We start from the raw sequence: 20368 nt of genomic DNA, 5'->3' as shown, positions 1-20368 counted from the left end.
CGGTGGCGACGGGCAGAAATCGGCCAAGTAGCTAGTCAAATATGGCTAGGAAATCAGGGGCAATCCACCACGCGGGTCTGGAAGCTCGTGAATCAGTCCTTCGCCCTGGTTCCGAACGTTGCCCACCTGTTTACTGACCGGGTACCACTTGAAGTCGGCGGCAGGTCGGCAGCCATGTTGGACGATCTCTGCAACGCGCGCTGGCGAGGTAGCAGGGTCAACCCACTCACGCGCCAGGGCGGGCGCCAGGACCAGTGGTTTACGGTCGTGTAGGTCGAGCAGCCCATGATCAGCCGCTGCTGTGATGACGACGAAACCATCGCTGTCGTCGGCCTCCAGACCGCGGTGCACCTCTGCCAGGGCGGCGAAGAACAATGGCTCACCGTTGGCGGCAGTGATGTAGTAAGGCTGTTTGCGCTTCGGATCTCCCGGATCAGGTATCCATTCGAACCATCCGTTGGCCGGGGCCAACGCTCGGCCATGCGGCCATAACGACTTGAAAAAATGCCCCGTCAGCACCGTTTCGGCTCGGGCATTGATCGGCTCGGGACGCTTCGCCTTCGCCCAAAAGGGCGCCCACCCCCATTTCACGCGATCTACACTGAGCCCGTTTGCTGCAGGGCGAATCACCTCGACGCGGGTCGAGGGCGCGACATTGTATCGGTTGATCCGCTCATGGTCGTAGCCATTGATCACGACCCGGTCCAAGGCCAGTTGCCTCAAATAGAGGTCCATCTCTTCGTAGATCGAGTACCGCCCACACATAGTTCACCTCAACGTTTGTCGGCAGGCGGTGACCGCGCATTGACGCAGGACCGATCTGACAGTTAACTGTATACATATCCAGTTTCTGTCGGAATCTTCCCCATGACCATCACCTTCGTTGGCGCCCCGACGGGCGGCCACACGCAGTTGCCCGTGTACGCGTCTCGCGTGCCGGCGGGCTTTCCGTCCCCGGCAGCGGATCACCTTGAGCGCCATATTTCCCTCGATGAGCTGTTCGACCTTCGTGCGCCCCATGTGTACCTGGTGCAGGTCGAAGGGGACAGCATGCAGGGTGCGGGGATCTACTCAGGCGACCTTCTTATCGTAGACCGCAGCCGCGAAGCGGAGCACGGCGACATCGTGATCGCGGCGATCAACGCAGAACCCGTGTGCAAGCGCTTGTACCGACGCGACGGCGTGGTGATCCTGCAGTCGGAAAATCCCGCTTATCCGCCCAGGCATGTGTTGGAAGTTGACGATCTACTGATTTGGGGCGTGGTTCGCTACAGTGTGCGCGACCATGCCCAGTGAGCCAGTCTTCGCCCTGATCGACTGCAATTCGTTCTATGCGAGCTGCGAGCGCGTATTCCGGCCGGATCTGGCCAGGACCCCCATTGTGGTGCTGAGCAACAACGATCTGAGGGATTGCTTCCGTTAGTAAATGAATTACAGTCCGCACCACCTTGATAGAAGCCTGAGAAATTACATTCCAGCCTCTGAAGGGGAGTCATCTGGATGGTGTTTAAGGCTGTGAAATGAGGCTGGTGTTCGCAACAAAAGACCTTGCTGTAGCGGGTCGATCATTCGAAGGTTTCCCTCTGTTGGTTGGCGCCGACGGTTGGCCAGTGGAGCCGGCGCAATCTTTCCTTTGGCACACGCTAGTCGAGTCAGGTGAGGCACTCAGTGCTCTGACGTGGGAGGCCTATGGACGCCGTCTGTTCGACTACTTCGCCTTCCTCGAGGCCAATGGTCTGGCCTGGAATGAGGAGAGTCAGGCAGATGGCCTGAGCGTCCTGTCGCGGTATAGAGACTGGTCGAGCGGTGAGTTGGAACTAGATCCCAGCACTCTGAACAAGCGACTGAACCTAATTGTGAGGTTCTACCAATGGGCCAAGCAGCGTGATCTGATCGCAGCGCTGCCCTTTGGCGAGCGAAGGGTCAGAGCGACTCCGCATTCCGGCTTCCTCAGTCACGTAGCTCGTCCTAACGCCGAGAGTACGAAGCCCTCAGTGATGGTGCGAGAGCGTAAGCGATTGACCAAATTCCTGACCAAAGATCAGGCTAAGGTTTGCCTCGCCCTCGATGCCGATCCAAGTCACCGGATCTTGTTCCATCTGATGGTTCGCACTGGTCTTCGCTCCTGCGAGGCGCGCACTTTCCCTTTCAAGTACGTCTTTAATCCTCGGCTGAAGAAGGGCCTCCGCCCTGGGCAAATGATCAGCGTGGCTCTCGAGCCATCGGACATGCATCTCAAGTACGGCCGCCCTCGAACAATTGACGTGCCTTGGTCGCTGATGGAGGAAATGTGGTCGTACACGCTTCATGAGCGCGAAGTACGGAAAGCGGCCGGCAACGGGCGCGCCACGGCCTTGGTGCTGACAAGGGAGGGGCGGCAGTACACGAAAGACTCCATCGTCGACGTGATGAAGGCGTATGAGCGCAAGTGCGGATTTTATGTTAGGGCCCACATGCTTCGTCATACCTATGGGACTTATACCCTTCTTGCCCTGAGGAAAAGCCGAGACTTTAAAGGAGAGCCATTGCTCTATGTCCGAGACAGGATGGGACACTCCGACGTTCAAACAACGATGGTGTACCTGCATCTCATTAATCAGCTAGAGGCTCAGTCTGTCCTTGCTCATGAAGACGAGATAGACATGATGTTTATGGCCGTCTCTACTCCAAGCATCTGAGGTACTACTGTTGGCCCGAAAGAAAAACTATAAAGCTGAAATGCAATCGGTCACTAAAGGATTCGAGACCGTAGAGAATGAGCTTAGAATCGATCTTCCGAAAAATCCCCGGAATGTAACTAAGATTGATCACTCTCAGTACATTGGGTTTGGCTTTGACGCATGGGCTATTCAGAGTATTCATGTAATCAGAGCACTGGTCAATGGAGGGAATTTCTCCCTGGCCACTCTTGTAGGGTACTCCAGCAATGGCCTTCGATATTTCATGGCCTTCCTGAAAAGCGGAACGATTGATTCTCCGCCGTCAACCCCGAACAGCCTGACCAAGCGGCATCTTGAGCGATATGTTTCGTGGCTTAAGCTCAAGTATCCAAACGGGTCAACTGCGAAGAACTATTACACGTCGCTGAAGTCATTGATCATCAGCCTAATTGAATACGGATTCGTTGAGGCGGATAAAGATGATCTACTTCCAGCCGTTCCTTTCCCCCATACCGCGAAATCGACCAATGACGCGAAGCCGCTCAGTCTCTCGGAAATGCAGGGGCTCATCACTGCGCTAAAGTCAGATTTAGTAGCCATTCATAAGGGCTTATTCTCTGGAAATGACGCCGAAGCAATGACGGTCTTATTGCTGATTACTGCGGCCAGATCTGGAATTAACACTACGCCGCTTCTGGAAATGTCTAGAGATGCACTCCAGCCGCATCCATTCATCCCCAATCTTTGGCTCTTGAACACCGTAAAAAGACGCGGCAAGGGTGCTCAGAGCAAAACCATTCGAAAAACTGAACTGCATGACGGATATAACCCAATTCCTTTAGATGGGGTGGCTGTTGTAAATAAGGCTTTGGCAATTTCTGAGCCACTGGTTGGGTTTGCGCCTGAAAAGCTTAAGTCGCATGTTTGGCTTTACCGCGCCGGACAGAATGGGCATGGTCATAGGGTAGTCGCGCTGGCTTCCAGTACGCTATTTCAATCAACAAAGAGTATCTGTGCGCGGCATGCTTTGAAGGACGATCAGGGCCAACCGCTGATCGTTAATCTCAGTCGTCTTCGAAAGACTATGGAAAGTAGGCTTTGGAAGCTCAGCGGCGGCGACCTACTGGAGGTGTCCGCTGTGATGGGCCATTCCCCTAGCGTTGCTGATAACCACTATTTGAAGATAAATGACGAGATCAAGGTTGAGGGTGCCACCTTCGTAGGGGAAGCATTCACCGATCAGCTGCGTGGCATCAACGTCACACCGACACCCCCAGGAGGTTGCAAAGATAGCCTCTATGGAAGCCTGGCACCCAAAGATGGCGTTACCCATTGTTCCGAGTTCATTCATTGCTTGACATGTCCTAGTTACGCAATTGTAGGGACTCTCGGAGACTTGTATCGACTGTTCAGCTATCAGCAGTTTTTGCACGCTGAGATGGAGTATTTTTTAACGGATGAGTGGGCGGCATGGCGGAAACGCCAGGGCGATTTCATCAGGCTTATTGACGAGTTTACGTCTCGAAAATTCAAGATTGAACTGATCGAAGCGGCTAAAGCCAAAGCGAAAGCGTCCCCTCATCCGTTCTGGGGATGCAAGATTGAGTTTATGAGGAAAGTTCGAGGTGACGCTCTTGTCGGCTAATCGGAACTCTAGGGCCGCCCTTAAGGCCTATGATGTGCTATTCGCGCAACCTGTAACTGCCTCGGGCCTCAGCAAGGCTGAGCGTGATGCGATAGTTATTAGTGCCATTGTTAATGATCGTGGCGAAACTCTTGTATTAAGCCGCTTTGGCGATGCTCGCTGGGATCTTCGACCTTTCTTTGATCAATCTAACGTAAACGAGGGGCACAAGTACGTCAGTTGGGATTTTAATCTCCCACCTGAGATGATTGATGACTGCAAAGCAGTTGCGTATGCATGGTTCAAGAGAGGGCTTCCAGGGTCAAAGCCACCTGTCGCACGGGGTATTACAACTCTCGTCAGTGCCAGTGTCATTCCATTTATTCGTTGGCTTAGCGATTTAGAGCTTGAACGATTTTCCGATGTTCGGCCCATACACATTAGTAATTATATTCACCATTGCAAGTCAGAGTCGTTAAGACCAATGCCTCTTTATTCCAGGCTGCGGATAATTGACTTTTTATGGATATTCTCTGCCGAAACCCTTTCCCCTCTTCAGTGTTTTCCGTGGGGGGACTCGTCCCTGTGGCGAGTCAGCGGAATTGGAGAAGCAAGGGGTACTTCGGCTGCCAATAAGAATACGGGTAGAACGGATATAATTCCGCCAGATGATCAGGCGAAGATCTTCAACTATTGCGAGCAGATCGTTCATAAGACGAAAGAAGATCTGAAAGCCACCGGAATTGACACTTTCACTCGCCGCAGCCCCAAAATGATTCGTTGCCGCGATGCTGTTTTGTACATTGCATCCATTACCAGTGGCATGCGTAACGAAGAGGTCATCGGGATTGAAGTCGGTGCGTGGCGAAAAGAGGTAGTGGATGGCGTTACTTACTGCTGGGTAACCACGACCGAGCATAAAACGGGAAAGGGACGAGTCGACTATCTTGTCCCTGAGCTTACGCTGGATGCGTTGAATCTCTTCGCCATGTGCTCAACCCCCATGAGAAGGGAGCTCGAGGCGGAGTTGAGTGACCTTGAACTGTCATGCAATTCAGTTGACTCCGCTGATCTTTTGCTTCGATTGGAGAAAGCCAGAAAGGACTCGAAGAGACTGTTCCTCTGCTTGAATGGGTACGGCAACAAAGCCGAACGTGTTGGACACATCGAAGTGCTCAGCGCCGCAGGTTCCAATGAAGCCTTCAAGCGCGTCGCAAAAGCGGCTGGAAGTGATTGGCCATTGCGGACTCACCAGTGCCGTCGCACCTATGCCCGGTGCTTCGTTGAGTCTCGCATGGGGCGTACCTCGCTCGTCTTCCTCAAGTGGCAGTTCAAACACAGCAGTATGAGCATGACTCAGCTCTATGCCTCCAACCCCCTACAGGATCTCACCCTGTTCGATGAAATCCTCCAACAGATGACGGAATTCAAGATCGATCTCATCGAGTCGTGGTTGGATGATCAGCCACTTGCTGGAGGGGCGGGTGAGAGGATCATGGAGCTACGTGCCATTCCGATCAAAGATCGGAGTGCCTTGCTGGCCCAGACAGCCCCCCATGCAAACATTCGAGCGACTGGTCATGGCTGGTGCATCGCGACAGAACGGGGCTGTGGTGGGGCTGGTTTGTATGAGGCAACCCGTTGTCCTGGCTGCAAACACTCTGTGATTGACGAGACCTTTGCCACCACGTGGCAGGGGATCTACTCGCATCAGCTGGAGCTGATGGAAATCGACGATGCCGGGCCGGCTGTAAGGCAACGGGCAAAACGTGATATGCAGGTCGCATTCGACGTAATCAGCAGCCTTGGCCTGTCTCCTTTGGACGCTCGCGACAGTGACCCAACGCGAACTTGAAGGTGCCGACTTTGACCAATAAGCCAACTGCGCAACGATCCTCCGGACGCTCCAGACAGAAGACCTCGGAGATGCTCGATAAGGTCATCGACGGCATCCTTTCAACAAACGGAAAGCTGTCCATTTCTGGCGTAGCGAAAGCGGCAGGGGTCACTCCAGGTCTCATCCACAACACCTACCCAGCCGTGGCTGAACGCATTCGTGGTCTGATGGGGAAATCAGTCCGAGCACAGCGCGATTCGAAGCACCAAGCATTGTTGAAGGAGAGGGAGCTGAACAGAGCATTGCGCGCGGAGAACGCACAGCTAAGCCAGGATCTGGCTCGACTGGCCTCAGTGAATCAGACCCTGATTCTCGAACTAGCTCAACTGAAGGGCGTAGCCACTGGTAAGGTGGTTCTTCTGAGCAGTAAGCCGGCTTCCTAGCAGCGCTGGGGTGTGCCTCACCTCACTGTCCAGAGCTGATCTAACCGTGTGGTATAGCTTGGGCCGAGCATTTCCCGACACATCCCCAGTCAGGAGTCACCGGCACCCCGCCCAGGCGGAGCGTGCCTCGACCCCACTTGGAATTGATCCGATCCATCACCTGCATGACCTTCTCAGAGGCGACGGGCTGTACGGCGGCGATCACGATGTCACGAGAGCGACCGAGCAGATTGTCTCCATGCGCGACAAGGCTGACGCAATCCTAGTGGCGGAAACCGTCAAGAAGATTGAACAACTGGGCGCCACGGCGGCAGGCCGTGGCGAAGCGAAGCGCAGCCCGGCTGTCCGCCTGCAAGGTAGATATGTGCTACTCGACCAGATGCAACGTGGGCCCGCCCCACTGATGCACAAGGGCAAATAGCAGTACCAACCTAGGGCCTTTGCAAGTGCTCCTTTGCCCAGTCAGCGGCGCTCAATGAGCGCCGCTCTTTCCACCTTCAGACCGACAAACAGAGAGCCCTGACAAACGGGAAATCGTGGGCTAACGCGCGAAGTGCGGGCGGTCACTTGCTCGCTTGCAGCGAAACGATCAGCGGACAGCTCACTGTCCCTTGGCTCGCGCAACAGTCATCAACCAGCTGCGCCAAGACCGACTCGATCCGCTGAAGATCCGCGAGTTTCTCACGCACATCCTCAAGCTTCTGCTCGGCGAGCACACGCGCTTCGTCGCAGTGCGCGCCGTCGTCCAGTCGCAACAGTCCGGCCACTTCATCAAGGCTAAAGCCCAGCCGTTGCGCGGACTTCACGAATCTCACCCGTGCGACATCCGTCTCGCCATAGCGGCGAATGCTGCCGTAGGGCTTGTCCGGTTCGGGTAACAGCCCCTTGCGTTGATAGAACCGAATGGTTTCCACGTTAACCCCGGCTGCCTTGGCAAAGGCGCCGATGGTCAGGCTTTCCACCGCGTTGTGCATGCCGCTTGACCCCGTACCTAACTACGGAAATAACCTTAACCCATCGATCAACCACTCGGAAGGATGAACGTATGTCTGAATCGCGAAATGGGCGCGGTGCACTCCTCACTGGAGGTCTGGCGGCAATCCTCGCGTCCACGTGCTGCCTGGGGCCGCTGGTGCTGATCGCCTTGGGCTTCAGCGGTGCCTGGATCGGCAGCCTCACCGTTCTGGAACCTTACCGCCCGTTCTTCATTGGCGCGGCACTGGTTGCGCTGTTCTTCGCTTACCGGCGCATTTTCCGCCCGGCTCAAGTCTGCATACCCGGTGAGGTCTGCGCTGATCCCCAGGTAAGCACCATCTACAAGCTCGTTTTTTGGGTCGTGACGGCCTTGGTGCTGGTCGCGCTCGCTTTCCCCTACATCCTCCCCTTGTTCTACTAATCAGGAGTTGGTCATGAAAAAGCTGCTTGCCGCTCTCGCCCTCATTGCCGTGGTTTCCCCAGTGTGGGCCGCCTCCCAAATCATCACCCTGTCGGTGCCGGGCATGACCTGCGCCGCTTGCCCAATCACGGTGAAGAAAGCGCTGACCAAGGTCGAGGGCGTGACCAAGGCCGAGGTGAGTTATGAGAAGCGCGAAGCCATCGTCACCTTCGACGATGCCAAGACCAGTGCGCAGGCGCTGACCAAGGCGACAGAGGACGCCGGCTACCCGTCCAGCGTCAAGCAATAGGCGGGCATTCCGATGGCAAATTCTTTCAATCTGTTCACACGGATCGGTGACAAAGCCGGTTCCGTCGGCGTGCTGGTTTCCGCCATAGGTTGCGCCTCGTGCTTTCCCGCCCTTGCCAGCCTGGGCGCCACGATCGGACTGGGCTTTTTGAGCCAATGGGAAGGCCTGTTCATCACCACGCTGTTGCCGTTGTTTGCCGGCGTGGCTCTGCTCGTCAATGCCCTCGGCTGGTTCAGTCACCGGCAGTGGCGACGCGCTGCGCCTGGCCTGATCGGCCCGGCCCTGGTGCTGGTAGCGGTGTTTTTGATGCTGGCTCACGGCTGGCGGAGCGGCTGGCTGCTCTATATCGGCCTGGCCGTCATGTTTGGGGTGTCCATCTGGGACTTCGTGTCGCCCGCGCACCGCCGTTGCTCCCCGGCGTCCTGTCCGACGCCGCCAAACCAGTGAACCTGACAAGAGACGATTCAATGAGTAACGTTATGACCGAACTGAAAATCATTGGCATGACCTGCGCATCCTGTGTCGTGCATGTGAAAGAGGCCTTGGAGAAGATTCCGGGCGTGCATCGGGCGGATGTTTCCTACGCCAGTGGGAGGGCCGAATTGAAGGTCGACGAGGCCGTAAGCCGTGAACAGATGCAGGCCGCCGTCGAGGCCCTGGGGTATCGAGCGGCGTTCGAAGACATCACGCTACCTACCCGTCCCGGCCTGCTCGATAAGGCACGGGGCTGGCTGAGCGGTGGCACTGACGCCGGGAAAGAGGGTGACAGGCTTCACGTGGCGGTTATCGGCAGTGGTGGCGCCGCCATGGCGGCCGCGCTCAAGGCGGTAGAAAGGGGGGCCCGCGTCACCCTGATCGAGCGCGGCATCATCGGCGGCACCTGCGTCAACGTCGGCTGCGTGCCCTCCAAGATCATGATTCGCGCCGCGCACGTGGCCCATCTGCGCCGCGAAAGTCCGTTTGATGGCGGACTGCCCGCCACGCCGCCGCTTGTCTTGCGCGAACGGTTGCTCGCCCAGCAACAGGGTCGTGTCGACGAACTGCGCCACGCCAAGTACGAAGGCATTCTGGAAAGCACCCCAGCCATCACCGTGCTGCGTGGCTCCGCCCGCTTCCAGGACAGCCACACGCTCAGTGTGGAACTGGTCGAGGGGGGCGAGCGCATCGTGACCTTCGACCGCTGCCTGATTGCCACCGGCGCCAGTGCGGCCGTGCCGCCGATTCCCGGACTGCAAGATACCCCCTTTTGGAACTCGGAAAAGGCGCTGGCAAGCAGCAGTATTCCGCAACGGCTCGCCGTGATCGGCTCATCCGTGGTGGCCTTGGAGCTGGCGCAAGCCTTTGCCCGGCTGGGTAGCCGCGTCACCATCCTGGCGCGCAACTCGCTGTTCTTCCGTGAAGATCCGGCCATCGGCGCAGCGCTGACGGCGGCCTTCCGCCTGGAGGGCATCGAAGTGCTGGAACAGACGCAAGCCAGCCAGGTGGCCCATGCCAACGGCGAGTTCGTGCTGACCACCAAGCACGGTGAAGTGCGGGTCGACCAACTGCTCGTCGCCACCGGACGCACGCCCAACACCCACGGCCTGAACCTGGAAGCGGCCGGCGTGCAGCTGGATGAACGCGGTGCCATCCAGATCGACCAGGGCATGCGCAGCAGCAAAGCGGATATTTATGCGGCCGGCGACTGCACCAACCAGCCGCAGTTCGTCTATGTCGCGGCGGCGGCCGGCAATCGCGCGGCGATCAACATGACCGGCGGCGAGGCAATGCTCAATCTCGACACCATGCCGGCCGTGGTGTTCACCGATCCGCAGGTGGCCACCGTCGGCTTCAGCGAAGCGGAAGCGCACCAAGCCGGCCTCGAAACCGACAGCCGCACCTTGACCCTGGACAACGTGCCGCGCGCTCTGGCGAACTTTGACACACGGGGGTTCATCAAGCTGGTCGCCGAAACGGGCTCGGGCCGACTGCTGGGCGTGCAGGCAGTGACCCCGGAAGCGGGCGAGCTGATTCAGACGGCCGCCCTCGCCATCCGCGCCCGGATGACGGTGCAGGAACTAGCCGACCAATTGTTCCCCTACCTGACCATGGTCGAGGGCCTGAAGCTCGCGGCGCAAACCTTCAGTAAGGACGTGAAGCAATTGTCCTGCTGCGCCGGGTAAAGAATGCGAGGTGCAAACATGAACATTAAGACTAATGAACTCGGCAGGGGTGACAGCCTGCGCCAGACATGGCAGGTGATCAGCTTCTGGGGGCTGCCTGCCGTTGTCGCGACGCTAACCATTCTTCTGGCAGATCGACACCCCACGCTATTCCTGGCCGCAAGCGCCGCGCTGGCGGTGATGGGTGGCGCCTGCCTGGTCAATGCCGCACGCTGCCGCCGACTTCACTGCTACCTCACGGCGCCGTACTTCCTGTTGCTCGCGCTCGGCGGGCTGCTGGCTTATGGCTTCGACCCGCATGGCGAGCAGTTCTCCAGACTGTGGCTATTGCTGGCACTGGGGGCGGCACCCTTGCTCATCTGGCTGCCCGAGCGCCTGGCCGGCCGAAAGTACCTTGGCGCTCCAGGGTGCGGAGAAGGCCGGGAGTGTCGGTGATGTAGGCCCTCTCAGCAGCCCTGATTGGCCGGGAACGCTTCGGTCTCCGTAATAGTGCTGCGAGCCAAGGACGTTATGCGAGGACTCCGTGTGCTTTTCGGTTTCGCCTGCTCTTCCGAACAACCGAACGACTCCAGCCGACAACAGATGTGCACGCTCATGAAGTTCATTCAAAGTTTTTTGGGGCCTCGCGGCCCCAGGGACACGACATTCGAGGCGGGCAGCTAGTTGGCCGCATGGGGGTGGGTCGGACTGAAAAGCCCTGATTTAGGCTGCGAAGGACGAAAAATTGTTAGCGTAACAATATCGTTAAATATCAATATGTTATGCACTACTAACTGTTAGCGTCATTCAGATACAACGACGGCTGCGTGATCGCCCGATCATACGATGCCAAGCCGTTCGTGAAGATGGGCGAACCGTATTTCCAGTGCAGGGACAAGCTGCGCCAGCACGGGGTGGTGGCGTTTTCGTCCAATTACGCGCTGTATGGCGATATGAGCGAGCGTGTCATGTCGTTGATCGAATCCATGGTGCCGGCCTGCGAGGTCTATTCGATCGATAAGAGTATGTTGTATAGTGCGGACGCCTAAGCTATTGAGTTCTATCTATGGACATTGTTAAGCGTCCCAGGGGCGTTGAATGGCGACGCTAGAGCGCATTCATTTCGTGCCCCATTACCTCGTGCGCAGAGAGAACGCCGTCGCATACTCCCCCAGTAGCAGCCGGCCATCCATTGAGGGCTTGCCCCAAATCTTTTGGGCAGACTATGCACCTTGGAGGGAGGCAAACCTGTGGGCAGTGGAGCGAGCAACGACTGGTGACGCTTCTCTTAAGACCGTTGCCAGTAACATGAATGGCCTTCTCAATTACGCTAAATTTCTTGAATCTCGTGATTTGCAGTGGTTCGAGTTTCCCGCTCGCAAAGCTGACCGCTGCCTGGTGCTATACCGAGGGGCGTTGATCAAGATGCGCGATGCCGGCCAGATCAGCCCATCCACGGCGTCTGAGTACATGCGCAATTGCATCATGTTCTATCGGTGGGTAAGGCATAGGGAGCTTCTTTCTCCACACGTCCAGCTGTGGCGGGAAAAGCCCTACGTCGTTAAATACTTCGACCGGGTGGGGTTCGAGCGAACGATCAGCGGAACCACCACCGACCTCAGCATCCCGAACCGTAAGCGCCCAGGCCAAACGCTTGAAGATGGGCTGTTGCCAGTCTCGGAGACCGATCGCGATGCAATTCTGGATTTCGCCGCAGAGAACGCCACGCCCGAGCTCTACCTCATGTTGGCCCTTGGATTTTTTACCGGGATGCGGCTCGGCAGCATCTGTGATCTCAAGATTCAATCTCTGGAGCGCGCCGCCCCCGACCCTTCCGCTGAAGGGCTTCTACGCCTTGCAGTTGGTCCAGGCGCAGCTCCGCCAGTGCACACGAAATTCGGTGTGACTGGCCAGGTCTGGATACCCGAAGCGTTGCGTGATGAATTGCTGGAATATGCCAAAGGCTGGCGGAGGATGGAACGAGAGGCGAAAGCCTCGCCCGAGAATCGTGACTTGCTGTTCTTGACCCGCTTTGGTAACGCCTATGGCAGGCGCGGCACCGATCAGTCATCTGCTGTGAATGTTGAGATGTCCGAGTTTCGAAAACGGGGCGTCAAAGCAGAACTACAGGTGCTCCGTAAATTCCGCTTCCATCAGTCGCGCTGCACCTTCGGTACCGAATTGGCACGTCTGGCGCTATCGGCTTGTGCCGATGTCGCTATTGTAATTGCGACGGTCAGCGACGCGTTGCTTCACGGGCCTAACTCTGAAGCCACCACCTTCAAATACATCCGATTCGTACAGGCACTGCCGATCAAACAAGCCCTCTCAAATAGCTTCATGGCGGCATTTAGCGGGATCGGCGCTGGGGCGCGGTACGATGGATAGTTCCGAATTCGACCTCACTTTCCCGATGCTTGAGTATGGGGCCACTGAAACGCCCTGGGACCTCCGGCCGCTGCTGTTTCGCGGAGGTGCAGCAGCAAAGGTGAAGCATGTGGGCCGCCAGATCGCGCAGAGCGAACTCGGCAGTCCCTTGCCGGAACGTTTCGAGCTGGTGACGCGGCTGCATGAGCACATGACTGACGACCTTGCTGGTGGCGGAAGTCGCTTCTCGGTGCAGAACAAGATCAGTGCATTGCGTCGATTCTTTGCCTGGATCGATTCAGAAAACGTGAATCTCAGTCTCGAGACGGCGGCCGACACGTTCATTCGTTGGACCGATCACTTGCTCCAGCGTCATCGAGTCGAACGTAATTTCAGCGATGGGTCCCTGTACGATCTCACCAGGCTCACGGCGACGATGCTGGACCGAGCACTGGACCGCCAAGCAAGCCTGAGCAAGAGCACACGTATTCGCAAGCCGCGCGGCAAAGGCAAGGTACATACGAGCAAAGCGGACAAGCAGAGTCTGCAAAACACCTTCGCATTCGGACACCTTCTAGCTGACGTATGCGAGGCATTGACCTGGAGGGGGACAATGGCCCCCCTCCCAGTGTGTATTTCGTTACGCACCGGCCAAGTGCTGGAACTATGGTCGGGATTGCAGAGCCCCGAGAAAGTAGCGGCCCGCCGTACCAGGCCGCAAAACCAAGCGCAAATCGAAGCATCCCTGGCGGCGCGTGCCGCCCACGATGCAGATCGGACACTGCGGACCCGTTTCCCCATCGTCAATTTACGGATCGAGAGTGAATTGCTGATGTTCATCGCCCAGACCGGTCTGAACCTCCAGCAAGCACATACCCTGCGGGTTGAGCAGTTTCATTACACCAGCCACTTAGACGGCTACCAGATACGTACCTACAAAAATCGACGGGAAGGAGAAGTGCTATTCGAGATTTTTGCCAGTTATCGAGAGTGGTTCGAGCGCTATCTCGAATGGCGTTCCGAATGGTTTCCCAATGAGCCGGATGGTTTGCTCTTTCCGCTTATACGTAGCGGGGGACGAATCCTAGAAGAGGCGACGCAGTTCACGAACGTTACGCGCATCTGCCGCGAGCTTGGCATACCGCTTGTGAGACCGCGAAAACTGCGCGGGACGCGCATCAACTGGTTGCTTCGGGAGTCCCAGAATCCCCAACAGGTTGCGGAGTTGGCCCAGCATACGGTGCAAACGCTGATACGCGTATATGCCGACCCGCACCCGCAGATCGCTATGGTGGAAATTACGCGCTTCCATCAGCAAACCGATCCGTCCCTTTCACCTCCTGCTCCTGGTAGATGTGTATCGGCCACACCTGAACCAGTGGGCACGATGCCGAAGAATGGTCCGCGACCCGACTGCATCAATGCTGCCGGTTGCCTGTTCTGTACCCAGCACCGGGATATCGAAAGTGAGGATCATGTGTGGTCTCTCGGTAGCTTGCGCCACCTCAAATCGCTTGAACTGGCACGCTACCGCCCACCCAGTTCGGGTAAGCACCTGACGACAGAGCATCCGGCCCTGCTGGTGATCGATCGGCTGACGGCCAAACTGCGCTTCTTCGAAGAAAGTAGCGAGGTCCGCAGGCTTTGGGTCGAAGAAGCCAGAGCGCGCATAAGTGAAGGTGACTACCACCCGGCCTGGGATGGCTTCATCCAATTGGCAGAACTGCGACAAAGATCAGCATGACGAAAAATATTCTTTCCGAACTTGGCCTCGGCATCGACTCGCCCCTAGCGATTCCTGATGCGCCGAACTACCGTCCGCCGTGCTGGCCACCGCAGCGTGATTGGCCGGTCATCATAGATGCCGCTGGCCAGGTGGTGAGCCGTTGGGGCGATGCCATTTGGCGGCTCGACGCGTGGGCGGGAAAACGGCTCACTCTCAATTTCGGCGATGGCCCAGCTAAGAAATATGTCGCCGCGATCGATCCTGCGAACGCCGATTTATTGCGGACCGTAATCGGCTGGTGGCTATACGGCCCCAATGGAGCCCGTGGATACCGAGGCCTGAAAACGCGCTTCGACCAGATGCGTCGGCTGTTCGTCTTGTGCACTCAAGAAGGCATTCTCGCATCCGAACTGAGTCATTTTCCGCGCGTTGCCGACCTTCTCCCGGAGGTGCTCCAGGCTTCCCGGTCCGGTGAGTTTTTGGCATTGCTGCACGAACTGTATGAGCGGCGGGATGCGCTGGGGTTCACCTTGTTGGATCGCGCAGGGTTGGCACGCCTCGCAGCGGCCATGCCCGACCACCAGAAGCTCCAGACCCCCTATATCCCGCCCCGCATTTGGCACTATCAAATCACACGCTTGCGTGAATGCCTGGATGACTTTTTGGCGCATCGAGGCCAAGTCGAGGAGTGCTTCCGCTTCTGTCTGGCTGCCTATCGGCACAACTCTGCCAGTCTCCAAGGACAACGCAGGCCACAATCGTTCTATCCGTTTCAGTGGCCGTCGGATGGATCAAACGGAAAGTGGACTGGGCGGCAGTACTACGGCCCATTCATCGACACAGCGCATCGGTTTGGCATGGTGGAACTATTTCGTCGCTGGCTGGGAGTGAGCGACGACGAAATTCGCATTCAAACTCTGAGTCGCTACCTCAACCTCGTGAGCCGATCTGGACTGTGCTATCTGCTGAATTTCAGCCTCATGCGAGTCGAAGAGGCTTGGAACCTGCGCGCCGATTGCTTGCACATAGAACGTGATCCGCAGTTTGGCGACATCCATGTATTGCGCGGACGAACGACCAAGACGATGTCGGATTCTGAGGCACTTTGGGTGACGTCCCCGTCAGCTCAGGTGGCAGTTGAAGCCATGCGTGTGGTCGCAGACCTCCGCGCAGAATGCGATTCTCCCCCCGGCGAGGCCTCGGTGCCGGATGATCCGGCCAAGCGCTATCTGCTTGATTATTGCCTTGAACCGTGGGGAACGAAGTTCACCAAGATCAACCGCACGATTCGGCCATCGATTCCGAGCTATGCCCATGTGCTTCAGTGGTTCGACAAGCTGTTCGACCCTGAGCAATTGCGCATTACGCCGGAAGATTTCGCATTGGCTCGGTTGGTGACGCCGACGCTGACCGACGAGTTTGCGGTCGGCAAAATCTGGCCGTTGGCCTGGCATCAACTCCGACGAACCGGCGCAGTGAATATGCAGGCATCCGGGCTGGTCAGCGACGCTTCATTGCAGTTTCAGCTAAAGCACGTCGCCAGAGCGATGAGTCTCTACTACGGGCAAAACCATTCCAGGGTACGGCTGGAAGAGAAGGCCCATACCTACTACGTCCGCACCATGTACGAAACTTTGGGTAGGCAGCTGCAACAGCTGACGAGCAATCGATTCGTCAGCCCCCACGGCGAGAAGCGAAAATCTGAGATTGTCCGCCTGATCTCAGCCTCTGATGCTAAGAAAGCGATCAATCTGGCTAAGAAGGGGACGGTCACTCATCGACCGATTTTGCTGGGCATCTGCACGAGCCGTACCCCCTGTCCCTATGGGGGCATCGACAATATCGCTCGCTGCGGAGGGGGCGATTCCCCCGGAGAAACCAAACCATGTGCGGACGTTCTCTATGACCCCGAGCAACTCGACGAAGTCGAAGTGTTGGAGGCGGTATTGGATGAGCGCCTGGCCGCTGCCGAGGTAGATAGTCCGCTAAGGACTTCGTTGGAAGCCCAGAAACGTAGTGTGGAGAATTATCGCCATGTCATCCGGCAAACCTGAATCCGCTGACCCGGCTAAGCGAATGAGTGCCGGCGAGCAGTATCGCGCAGCGTTCGAGCGGCTGAAGAGCAACAAGCCCGAACGACTGCCGAAGGGGACGCCCGTAAGTCAGAACAACGTTGCCAAGGAAGCCGGCAGCGACCCCTCTGCACTGAAAAAAGCTCGTTTCCCCCTACTGATCGCTGAGATCCAAAAGTACGTGGAAGGACACGCTGAGCAACGTCCGCCATCAGTGCGCCAAGTCAGCTTATTAGCCCGCAGAAAAAATCGTGGACTTCGAGAACGGATCGAGGAAATCACGCAGCAGCGTGACCACCTAGCCAGCCTACTCGGTGAGGCCGACGCCACCATTCTTGAGCTGTACGACCGTATTGCGGACTTGGAGCGCCAACTGCCGGCCTCCAATGTGCTTCCTCTTAATCCGCGAGGCCACAAAAAACTTTGAAACGGAGAGCTCGCAATATTCGAAAGAAACACAGCCATGCCCGACCAGCCCGGCATGAAACGTCGGGCTAGCCGCCGAAGAGCTTCTTGCGTTGCGCGGTCCGCTCCCGGCGTAGATTCTCGTAGGCAGTTCGGCGTTTAGTCGCGTTTTTGATTAATTCCAGGACCTGGGCGATATCGCCGAGCAACTCCTCGCGCGCGGGAAGCGGTAGTTGGCGCTCGCCTGGGGTGTCGTGGGCCTCGGTAGCTTCGCAGGCCCGCGCATACACTGCCAGCAACTGCTCCCACTCCTCTGCGGGGTGGCCAATGACAGCACCAAATGCTTCTACGCTCACCACATCGCTGAACGGCTGGACGGTATTGTTCAAAAAAACCTCGCGGATGGCGCGCTCGACAGTGCCTCGGAGGCTTGAGTATCCCGATGCAATTTGCCGCTCAAGCTCATCATCCGGGTCGCTGCCGACCGGAACGTTCAGCGCTTTCGCACGACTTTCGAGATCGGCCAGGCGGGCCTTGGTGTCCATCGTCGCCCACGTCAGCCCCTCGCTCACTAGTCCCGGCGACTCGTCCCAACCGATGGTCTTGTAGCTGGCCGAGCGATCAGCACGCTGAAGCGCCATCGCGAGCTCGGTCAGGAACACCGCATCATGGGTGAACACCAGCACTTGGCGGGTCTCAGCCAGCGCTACCAAACGCCGAGCTATGGCCCGACGATATACGTGATCCAGCGACGTAGACGGATCGTCGAAAATAACGGTCGAAGTATGTGGCAGGGATTCGAGCTCGGCGAGGAACATAGCCATCCCCAACGCGCGCTGCTCGCCCTCTGACAGCACCTTGGAGGCTTTCGCCGTGATTTCCTGCAGGCGCAGCGTGACCTTGGTCACCCCCAGCTCTGTGCGCCCGCTCAGGTCGGGTTGCACCCGTCGCTTATAGCCCAGGGCTTTCAACTCAGCATTCATGGAAGCGGCCAGAGCCTCGGTCACATGCGTCGCCGCCAGGGACGTCAGTTTGCGTGACACTGCCGCTGGGTTGAGGGCGGCATGGCAGCGGCTCAATGTGGCATGGACCTGACTGTCCTGAACAAAGCGCTCCACCGCGCCAAGCTGGTTGGCGAGGCGTTGTCGGGCTTCTAGCTCTGCCAGTTCTTGGGTCAGCGCCAAGCGTACAGCGGGATCGGCAGAGGTCCGCAGGGTATTGGCGTCGACTCGGAGCGAAGCAGCTTTGGCGGCGAAGAGACTATCGAGGTTTGCTTCGATAGGAAGCGGTTCTGACTCGGGGGACCAGTTTCCAGTTTGCAGGGCTTGGCTAACCCAAGTATGCCGGGCGGTCCAGACCGATGCCGCTGCGGTGATGGCAGCGTGTAGGTCGGGCAGTCGCTCCTCCACGTCAGCCCGTGTTGGCACATCCAGAACGTTTAGATCGACAGCCTGCACCTTCCCTAGAGCGTTCATGCGCGCAAGCGTGGCGGCTTGCGCATCCGCCGTGGCGCTGTCGGCGACAAATGCCGCGAAACGCCGCATGCGCTCCGAGGCATCCGTTGAATAAGGTTGCTGGCAGAGTACGCAGTAAGCGTCCGGTTCCAGGTGCGGGAAGGGATGTTCAGGGTATGCCGTCTGCTGAGAGAAAGCCTCAGCGGCTCGGTACATCGTTTGCCAGAGTTCAGCTCCTGTGCCTTCCAGCAGCGTGGCGGTGGGTGAGGACGTTACCGGCAACTCCATGGCGTTCAGTGTGTCTCGATCCTGAAGACGCGCTTGCGCCAGTTGCATGGCGAGATGCGCGGTTTTTTCCGTTGTAATCAGTTCCTTTGCCCGTGCTATGGCGCGATCATTCACCCAGCGCTGGACTTCCTCGGCTCGACGCTGCGCCTGGTCCAAGCGTGTCGCCAAACGTTCCAAGGCCAGCGCCTGCGGCACAGGATCGCTTTCCAGTAATGTCCGCTTCAGAAACTCCAGTCGCCGGAGTTCATCGTCACCGACCGTCCCTAATCGAGCAAGCACGGCGCGGTCCGAGTCCCCACCTAATTTGGCGATGTAGCGGCCGACTTCGGTGTCACCCTTCAGCGGTTCGAATTGCCGGGTATCCAGAGCCAAGGCATTGCGTTCGGTCCCAATCCGTGCCTGTAAATCACGCTGAAGTAGGACCAGGCGCGTCAGATGAGTGAGTCCGTAGGGCTGAAATGCAGGGGTCCCTTCCGCGTCGATGTAGTCATTGGCACAGGCCGCGTCGTAGACCGAGACCGAACTCAAATGCAAATGGGCCGGCCCGTTCTGGACCCAACGTGCGGTTTCCGGAGTGCCATCCACCAAAATGGCGAAATCTGCTGATGGCGGTCTAGCTGGGGTTGCCGCCCCAAAAGCGTCGGGCAGGACCTCCACCCGATGCCGAGCGTTGCAGGCATTCTTGAAGACGCGGGCGTAGCCGGATTTGCCGGCGCCGTTATGACCAAAGAAAATGGTCATGCCCTCCGGTGCGAGGTCAAAGGCACGACCGGACGGGAAGCCGTTTACCTGGTCTAGCCCCGAGACACCCACCAACCGCACGGTTGCGCCACTTCCGGCGCCTGGTACGTCGTCCAACGTGAATGGCCGTGCTCCCCCCGTGGTTGCGTCTTCCCGTTCTTGCTCGCGAACCATTCGCAGAATGGTCTCGATGTCATCTTGGGTTAGTTCGGCCCGGGCAAATATCCGGCGCAGTGCTTCCTGCTGCCAGGGTCTGAGTCCGCCGGCCCACCCAATAATCTCGTCCAACAATGGCATATCCGTCTCCTTTCCAGATCCGCCGATTAAAGGCCGCGCCCAGTTGGATGGCAAGTGGCCAGCGCCTTCGAGGTGCTTCGCCGTGTTCCGTTTGCCTGCCTTCCCTGACCGCCACCCTAGTGGCTTGTCCGGTCGTGACGCTACACGGGCAGAATTTCTGCATGCTGACCAGTATCAAGCCGCTCTAAAGTCCGCTACCGGAAAGCGCTGTTTAGCGGTGAGAGACGGGGAAAGTGCGGAAGCTACTACCGACGCAAGCGATGTGGTGAGCAGTCCTCAGGTATGTGCGAAATTGCACTCCTCTTGACCACCAATTTGGGTTGGCGTTGACCACGGATTGCGTTCAACTTGACCAGGGCGTGTCACTGTCACGACCGTCAGAGAACAGCCAAGAGCAGTTATCGCCATAGCGCAATTTTCAGGCTCTAACTTTTGCCCTAGTGTCGCAAGACTGGGCTCACCGTGATATGGTCTGCGCTCTTTCCTGCTCTGACTGCTCAATACCTGACAGCATGATCGTCTCGAAAATCTCTGCCTGGCTGCCTACGCCGCCATAACGCATAGCCCCCTCCCTGAGTCAGCTCGGCTTACCGACTGATTCGTCTTGCTGCGCCTGTAGCAAATCTGC

General features: G+C 57.7%; 18 protein-coding genes and 3 pseudogenes. 17 read left to right on the top strand and 4 right to left on the bottom strand.

Going from position 1 to position 20368, the window contains the following annotated elements; all coding sequences use genetic code 11:
- Positions 1 to 45 precede the first annotated feature (45 nt).
- Complete coding sequence (locus L6D80_RS13010; protein WP_176514539.1) at positions 46 to 765, bottom strand: SOS response-associated peptidase family protein; 720 nt, start codon at positions 763 to 765, stop codon at positions 46 to 48.
- 102 nt (positions 766 to 867) lie between these two features.
- On the opposite strand from L6D80_RS13010, the gene L6D80_RS13005 reads away from it, so the two are divergent.
- From L6D80_RS13005 to L6D80_RS12980, 6 genes and pseudogenes are all read left to right on the top strand, one after another.
- Positions 868 to 1296, top strand: coding sequence for a LexA family protein (locus L6D80_RS13005; RefSeq protein ID WP_176514537.1), 429 nt, complete (start codon positions 868 to 870; stop codon positions 1294 to 1296).
- Positions 1286 to 1402, top strand: a pseudogene (locus L6D80_RS13000) (Y-family DNA polymerase); the annotation flags it as partial. The gene L6D80_RS13005 and the pseudogene L6D80_RS13000, both read left to right, overlap by 11 nt.
- A 118-nt stretch (positions 1403 to 1520) precedes the next feature.
- Positions 1521 to 2678, top strand: coding sequence for a tyrosine-type recombinase/integrase (locus L6D80_RS12995; RefSeq protein ID WP_010794485.1), 1158 nt, complete (start codon positions 1521 to 1523; stop codon positions 2676 to 2678).
- Between the two features lie 10 nt (positions 2679 to 2688).
- Positions 2689 to 4305: a hypothetical protein gene (locus L6D80_RS12990; RefSeq protein WP_011979104.1), complete on the top strand. Its 1617-nt coding sequence runs from the start codon at positions 2689 to 2691 to the stop codon at positions 4303 to 4305.
- Entirely contained in the window at positions 4286 to 6139 is a 1854-nt protein-coding gene (locus L6D80_RS12985; protein WP_010794483.1) for a site-specific integrase, read from the top strand. The genes L6D80_RS12990 and L6D80_RS12985 overlap by 20 nt, the downstream gene beginning before the upstream one ends.
- A 71-nt stretch (positions 6140 to 6210) precedes the next feature.
- Complete coding sequence (locus L6D80_RS12980; protein ID WP_008567186.1) at positions 6211 to 6564, top strand: hypothetical protein; 354 nt, start codon at positions 6211 to 6213, stop codon at positions 6562 to 6564.
- 17 nt (positions 6565 to 6581) lie between these two features.
- Here the strand turns inward: L6D80_RS12980 and L6D80_RS12975 are convergent.
- Positions 6582 to 6769: pseudogene (locus L6D80_RS12975) on the bottom strand (DUF4113 domain-containing protein); the annotation flags it as partial.
- Between the two features lie 33 nt (positions 6770 to 6802).
- Between L6D80_RS12975 and L6D80_RS12970 the strand changes: the two are divergent.
- A complete protein-coding gene (locus L6D80_RS12970) occupies positions 6803 to 6985 on the top strand; it encodes a hypothetical protein (RefSeq protein WP_008567184.1) in 183 nt (60 codons plus the stop codon).
- A gap of 142 nt (positions 6986 to 7127) precedes the next feature.
- On the opposite strand, the gene merR is transcribed toward L6D80_RS12970, so the two are convergent.
- Positions 7128 to 7538 carry an Hg(II)-responsive transcriptional regulator gene (gene merR / locus L6D80_RS12965; RefSeq protein ID WP_176514536.1) on the bottom strand — a complete coding sequence of 137 codons (411 nt, stop codon included), beginning with the start codon at positions 7536 to 7538 and terminating at the stop codon, positions 7128 to 7130.
- A gap of 71 nt (positions 7539 to 7609) precedes the next feature.
- On the opposite strand from merR, the gene merT reads away from it, so the two are divergent.
- The 10 genes and pseudogenes from merT to L6D80_RS12915 all read left to right on the top strand — a co-directional run bounded on the left by merT (position 7610) and on the right by L6D80_RS12915 (position 16982).
- Positions 7610 to 7960: a mercuric ion transporter MerT gene (merT, locus tag L6D80_RS12960; protein ID WP_008567181.1), complete on the top strand. Its 351-nt coding sequence runs from the start codon at positions 7610 to 7612 to the stop codon at positions 7958 to 7960.
- A 13-nt stretch (positions 7961 to 7973) separates the two neighbouring features.
- The gene (merP, locus tag L6D80_RS12955; protein ID WP_008567180.1) at positions 7974 to 8249 is read left to right on the top strand and encodes a mercury resistance system periplasmic binding protein MerP; all 276 of its coding nucleotides are present in this window, start codon (positions 7974 to 7976) and stop codon (positions 8247 to 8249) included.
- 12 nt (positions 8250 to 8261) lie between these two features.
- Entirely contained in the window at positions 8262 to 8696 is a 435-nt protein-coding gene (gene merC / locus L6D80_RS12950; RefSeq protein WP_008567179.1) for an organomercurial transporter MerC, read from the top strand.
- 32 nt (positions 8697 to 8728) lie between these two features.
- The gene (merA, locus tag L6D80_RS12945; RefSeq protein ID WP_008567178.1) at positions 8729 to 10411 is read left to right on the top strand and encodes a mercury(II) reductase; all 1683 of its coding nucleotides are present in this window, start codon (positions 8729 to 8731) and stop codon (positions 10409 to 10411) included.
- An 18-nt stretch (positions 10412 to 10429) separates the two neighbouring features.
- A complete protein-coding gene (locus tag L6D80_RS12940; protein WP_008567175.1) occupies positions 10430 to 10846 on the top strand; it encodes a hypothetical protein in 417 nt (138 codons plus the stop codon).
- A 359-nt stretch (positions 10847 to 11205) separates the two neighbouring features.
- Positions 11206 to 11412, top strand: a pseudogene (locus L6D80_RS12935) (Y-family DNA polymerase); the annotation flags it as partial.
- A 76-nt stretch (positions 11413 to 11488) separates the two neighbouring features.
- Positions 11489 to 12778 carry a site-specific integrase gene (locus L6D80_RS12930; RefSeq protein WP_025297805.1) on the top strand — a complete coding sequence of 430 codons (1290 nt, stop codon included), beginning with the start codon at positions 11489 to 11491 and terminating at the stop codon, positions 12776 to 12778.
- Positions 12771 to 14501: a site-specific integrase gene (locus tag L6D80_RS12925; RefSeq protein WP_025297806.1), complete on the top strand. Its 1731-nt coding sequence runs from the start codon at positions 12771 to 12773 to the stop codon at positions 14499 to 14501. Before L6D80_RS12930 ends, L6D80_RS12925 begins: the two co-directional genes overlap by 8 nt.
- Positions 14498 to 16537 carry a hypothetical protein gene (locus L6D80_RS12920; RefSeq protein WP_025297807.1) on the top strand — a complete coding sequence of 680 codons (2040 nt, stop codon included), beginning with the start codon at positions 14498 to 14500 and terminating at the stop codon, positions 16535 to 16537. The genes L6D80_RS12925 and L6D80_RS12920 overlap by 4 nt, the downstream gene beginning before the upstream one ends.
- On the top strand, positions 16518 to 16982 hold the full coding sequence (locus tag L6D80_RS12915) for a hypothetical protein (protein WP_050397053.1): 465 nt from the start codon (positions 16518 to 16520) through the stop codon (positions 16980 to 16982). Before L6D80_RS12920 ends, L6D80_RS12915 begins: the two co-directional genes overlap by 20 nt.
- Positions 16983 to 17049: 67 nt before the next feature.
- Here the strand turns inward: L6D80_RS12915 and L6D80_RS12910 are convergent, their stop codons facing one another.
- A complete protein-coding gene (locus L6D80_RS12910) occupies positions 17050 to 19740 on the bottom strand; it encodes an AAA family ATPase (RefSeq protein ID WP_025297808.1) in 2691 nt (896 codons plus the stop codon).
- Positions 19741 to 20368: the final 628 nt, after the last annotated feature.

Origin of the sequence: Pseudomonas ceruminis, assembly GCF_021602025.1 — a bacterium.
Lineage (GTDB): Bacteria > Pseudomonadota > Gammaproteobacteria > Pseudomonadales > Pseudomonadaceae > Aquipseudomonas > Aquipseudomonas ceruminis.
This window is presented reverse-complemented; position numbering and strand designations above follow the sequence as displayed.

Coding starts and splice junctions, on each gene's coding strand:
- L6D80_RS13010 (WP_176514539.1), bottom strand. CDS start 765: ATGTGTGGGCGGTACTCGATCTACGAAGAGATGGACCTCTATTTGAGG.
- L6D80_RS13005 (WP_176514537.1), top strand. CDS start 868: ATGACCATCACCTTCGTTGGCGCCCCGACGGGCGGCCACACGCAGTTG.
- L6D80_RS12995 (WP_010794485.1), top strand. CDS start 1,521: ATGAGGCTGGTGTTCGCAACAAAAGACCTTGCTGTAGCGGGTCGATCA.
- L6D80_RS12980 (WP_008567186.1), top strand. CDS start 6,211: ATGCTCGATAAGGTCATCGACGGCATCCTTTCAACAAACGGAAAGCTG.
- L6D80_RS12970 (WP_008567184.1), top strand. CDS start 6,803: ATGCGCGACAAGGCTGACGCAATCCTAGTGGCGGAAACCGTCAAGAAG.
- merR (WP_176514536.1), bottom strand. CDS start 7,538: ATGCACAACGCGGTGGAAAGCCTGACCATCGGCGCCTTTGCCAAGGCA.
- merT (WP_008567181.1), top strand. CDS start 7,610: ATGTCTGAATCGCGAAATGGGCGCGGTGCACTCCTCACTGGAGGTCTG.
- merP (WP_008567180.1), top strand. CDS start 7,974: ATGAAAAAGCTGCTTGCCGCTCTCGCCCTCATTGCCGTGGTTTCCCCA.
- merC (WP_008567179.1), top strand. CDS start 8,262: ATGGCAAATTCTTTCAATCTGTTCACACGGATCGGTGACAAAGCCGGT.
- merA (WP_008567178.1), top strand. CDS start 8,729: ATGACCGAACTGAAAATCATTGGCATGACCTGCGCATCCTGTGTCGTG.
- L6D80_RS12940 (WP_008567175.1), top strand. CDS start 10,430: ATGAACATTAAGACTAATGAACTCGGCAGGGGTGACAGCCTGCGCCAG.
- L6D80_RS12930 (WP_025297805.1), top strand. CDS start 11,489: ATGGCGACGCTAGAGCGCATTCATTTCGTGCCCCATTACCTCGTGCGC.
- L6D80_RS12925 (WP_025297806.1), top strand. CDS start 12,771: ATGGATAGTTCCGAATTCGACCTCACTTTCCCGATGCTTGAGTATGGG.
- L6D80_RS12920 (WP_025297807.1), top strand. CDS start 14,498: ATGACGAAAAATATTCTTTCCGAACTTGGCCTCGGCATCGACTCGCCC.
- L6D80_RS12915 (WP_050397053.1), top strand. CDS start 16,518: ATGTCATCCGGCAAACCTGAATCCGCTGACCCGGCTAAGCGAATGAGT.
- L6D80_RS12910 (WP_025297808.1), bottom strand. CDS start 19,740: ATGCCATTGTTGGACGAGATTATTGGGTGGGCCGGCGGACTCAGACCC.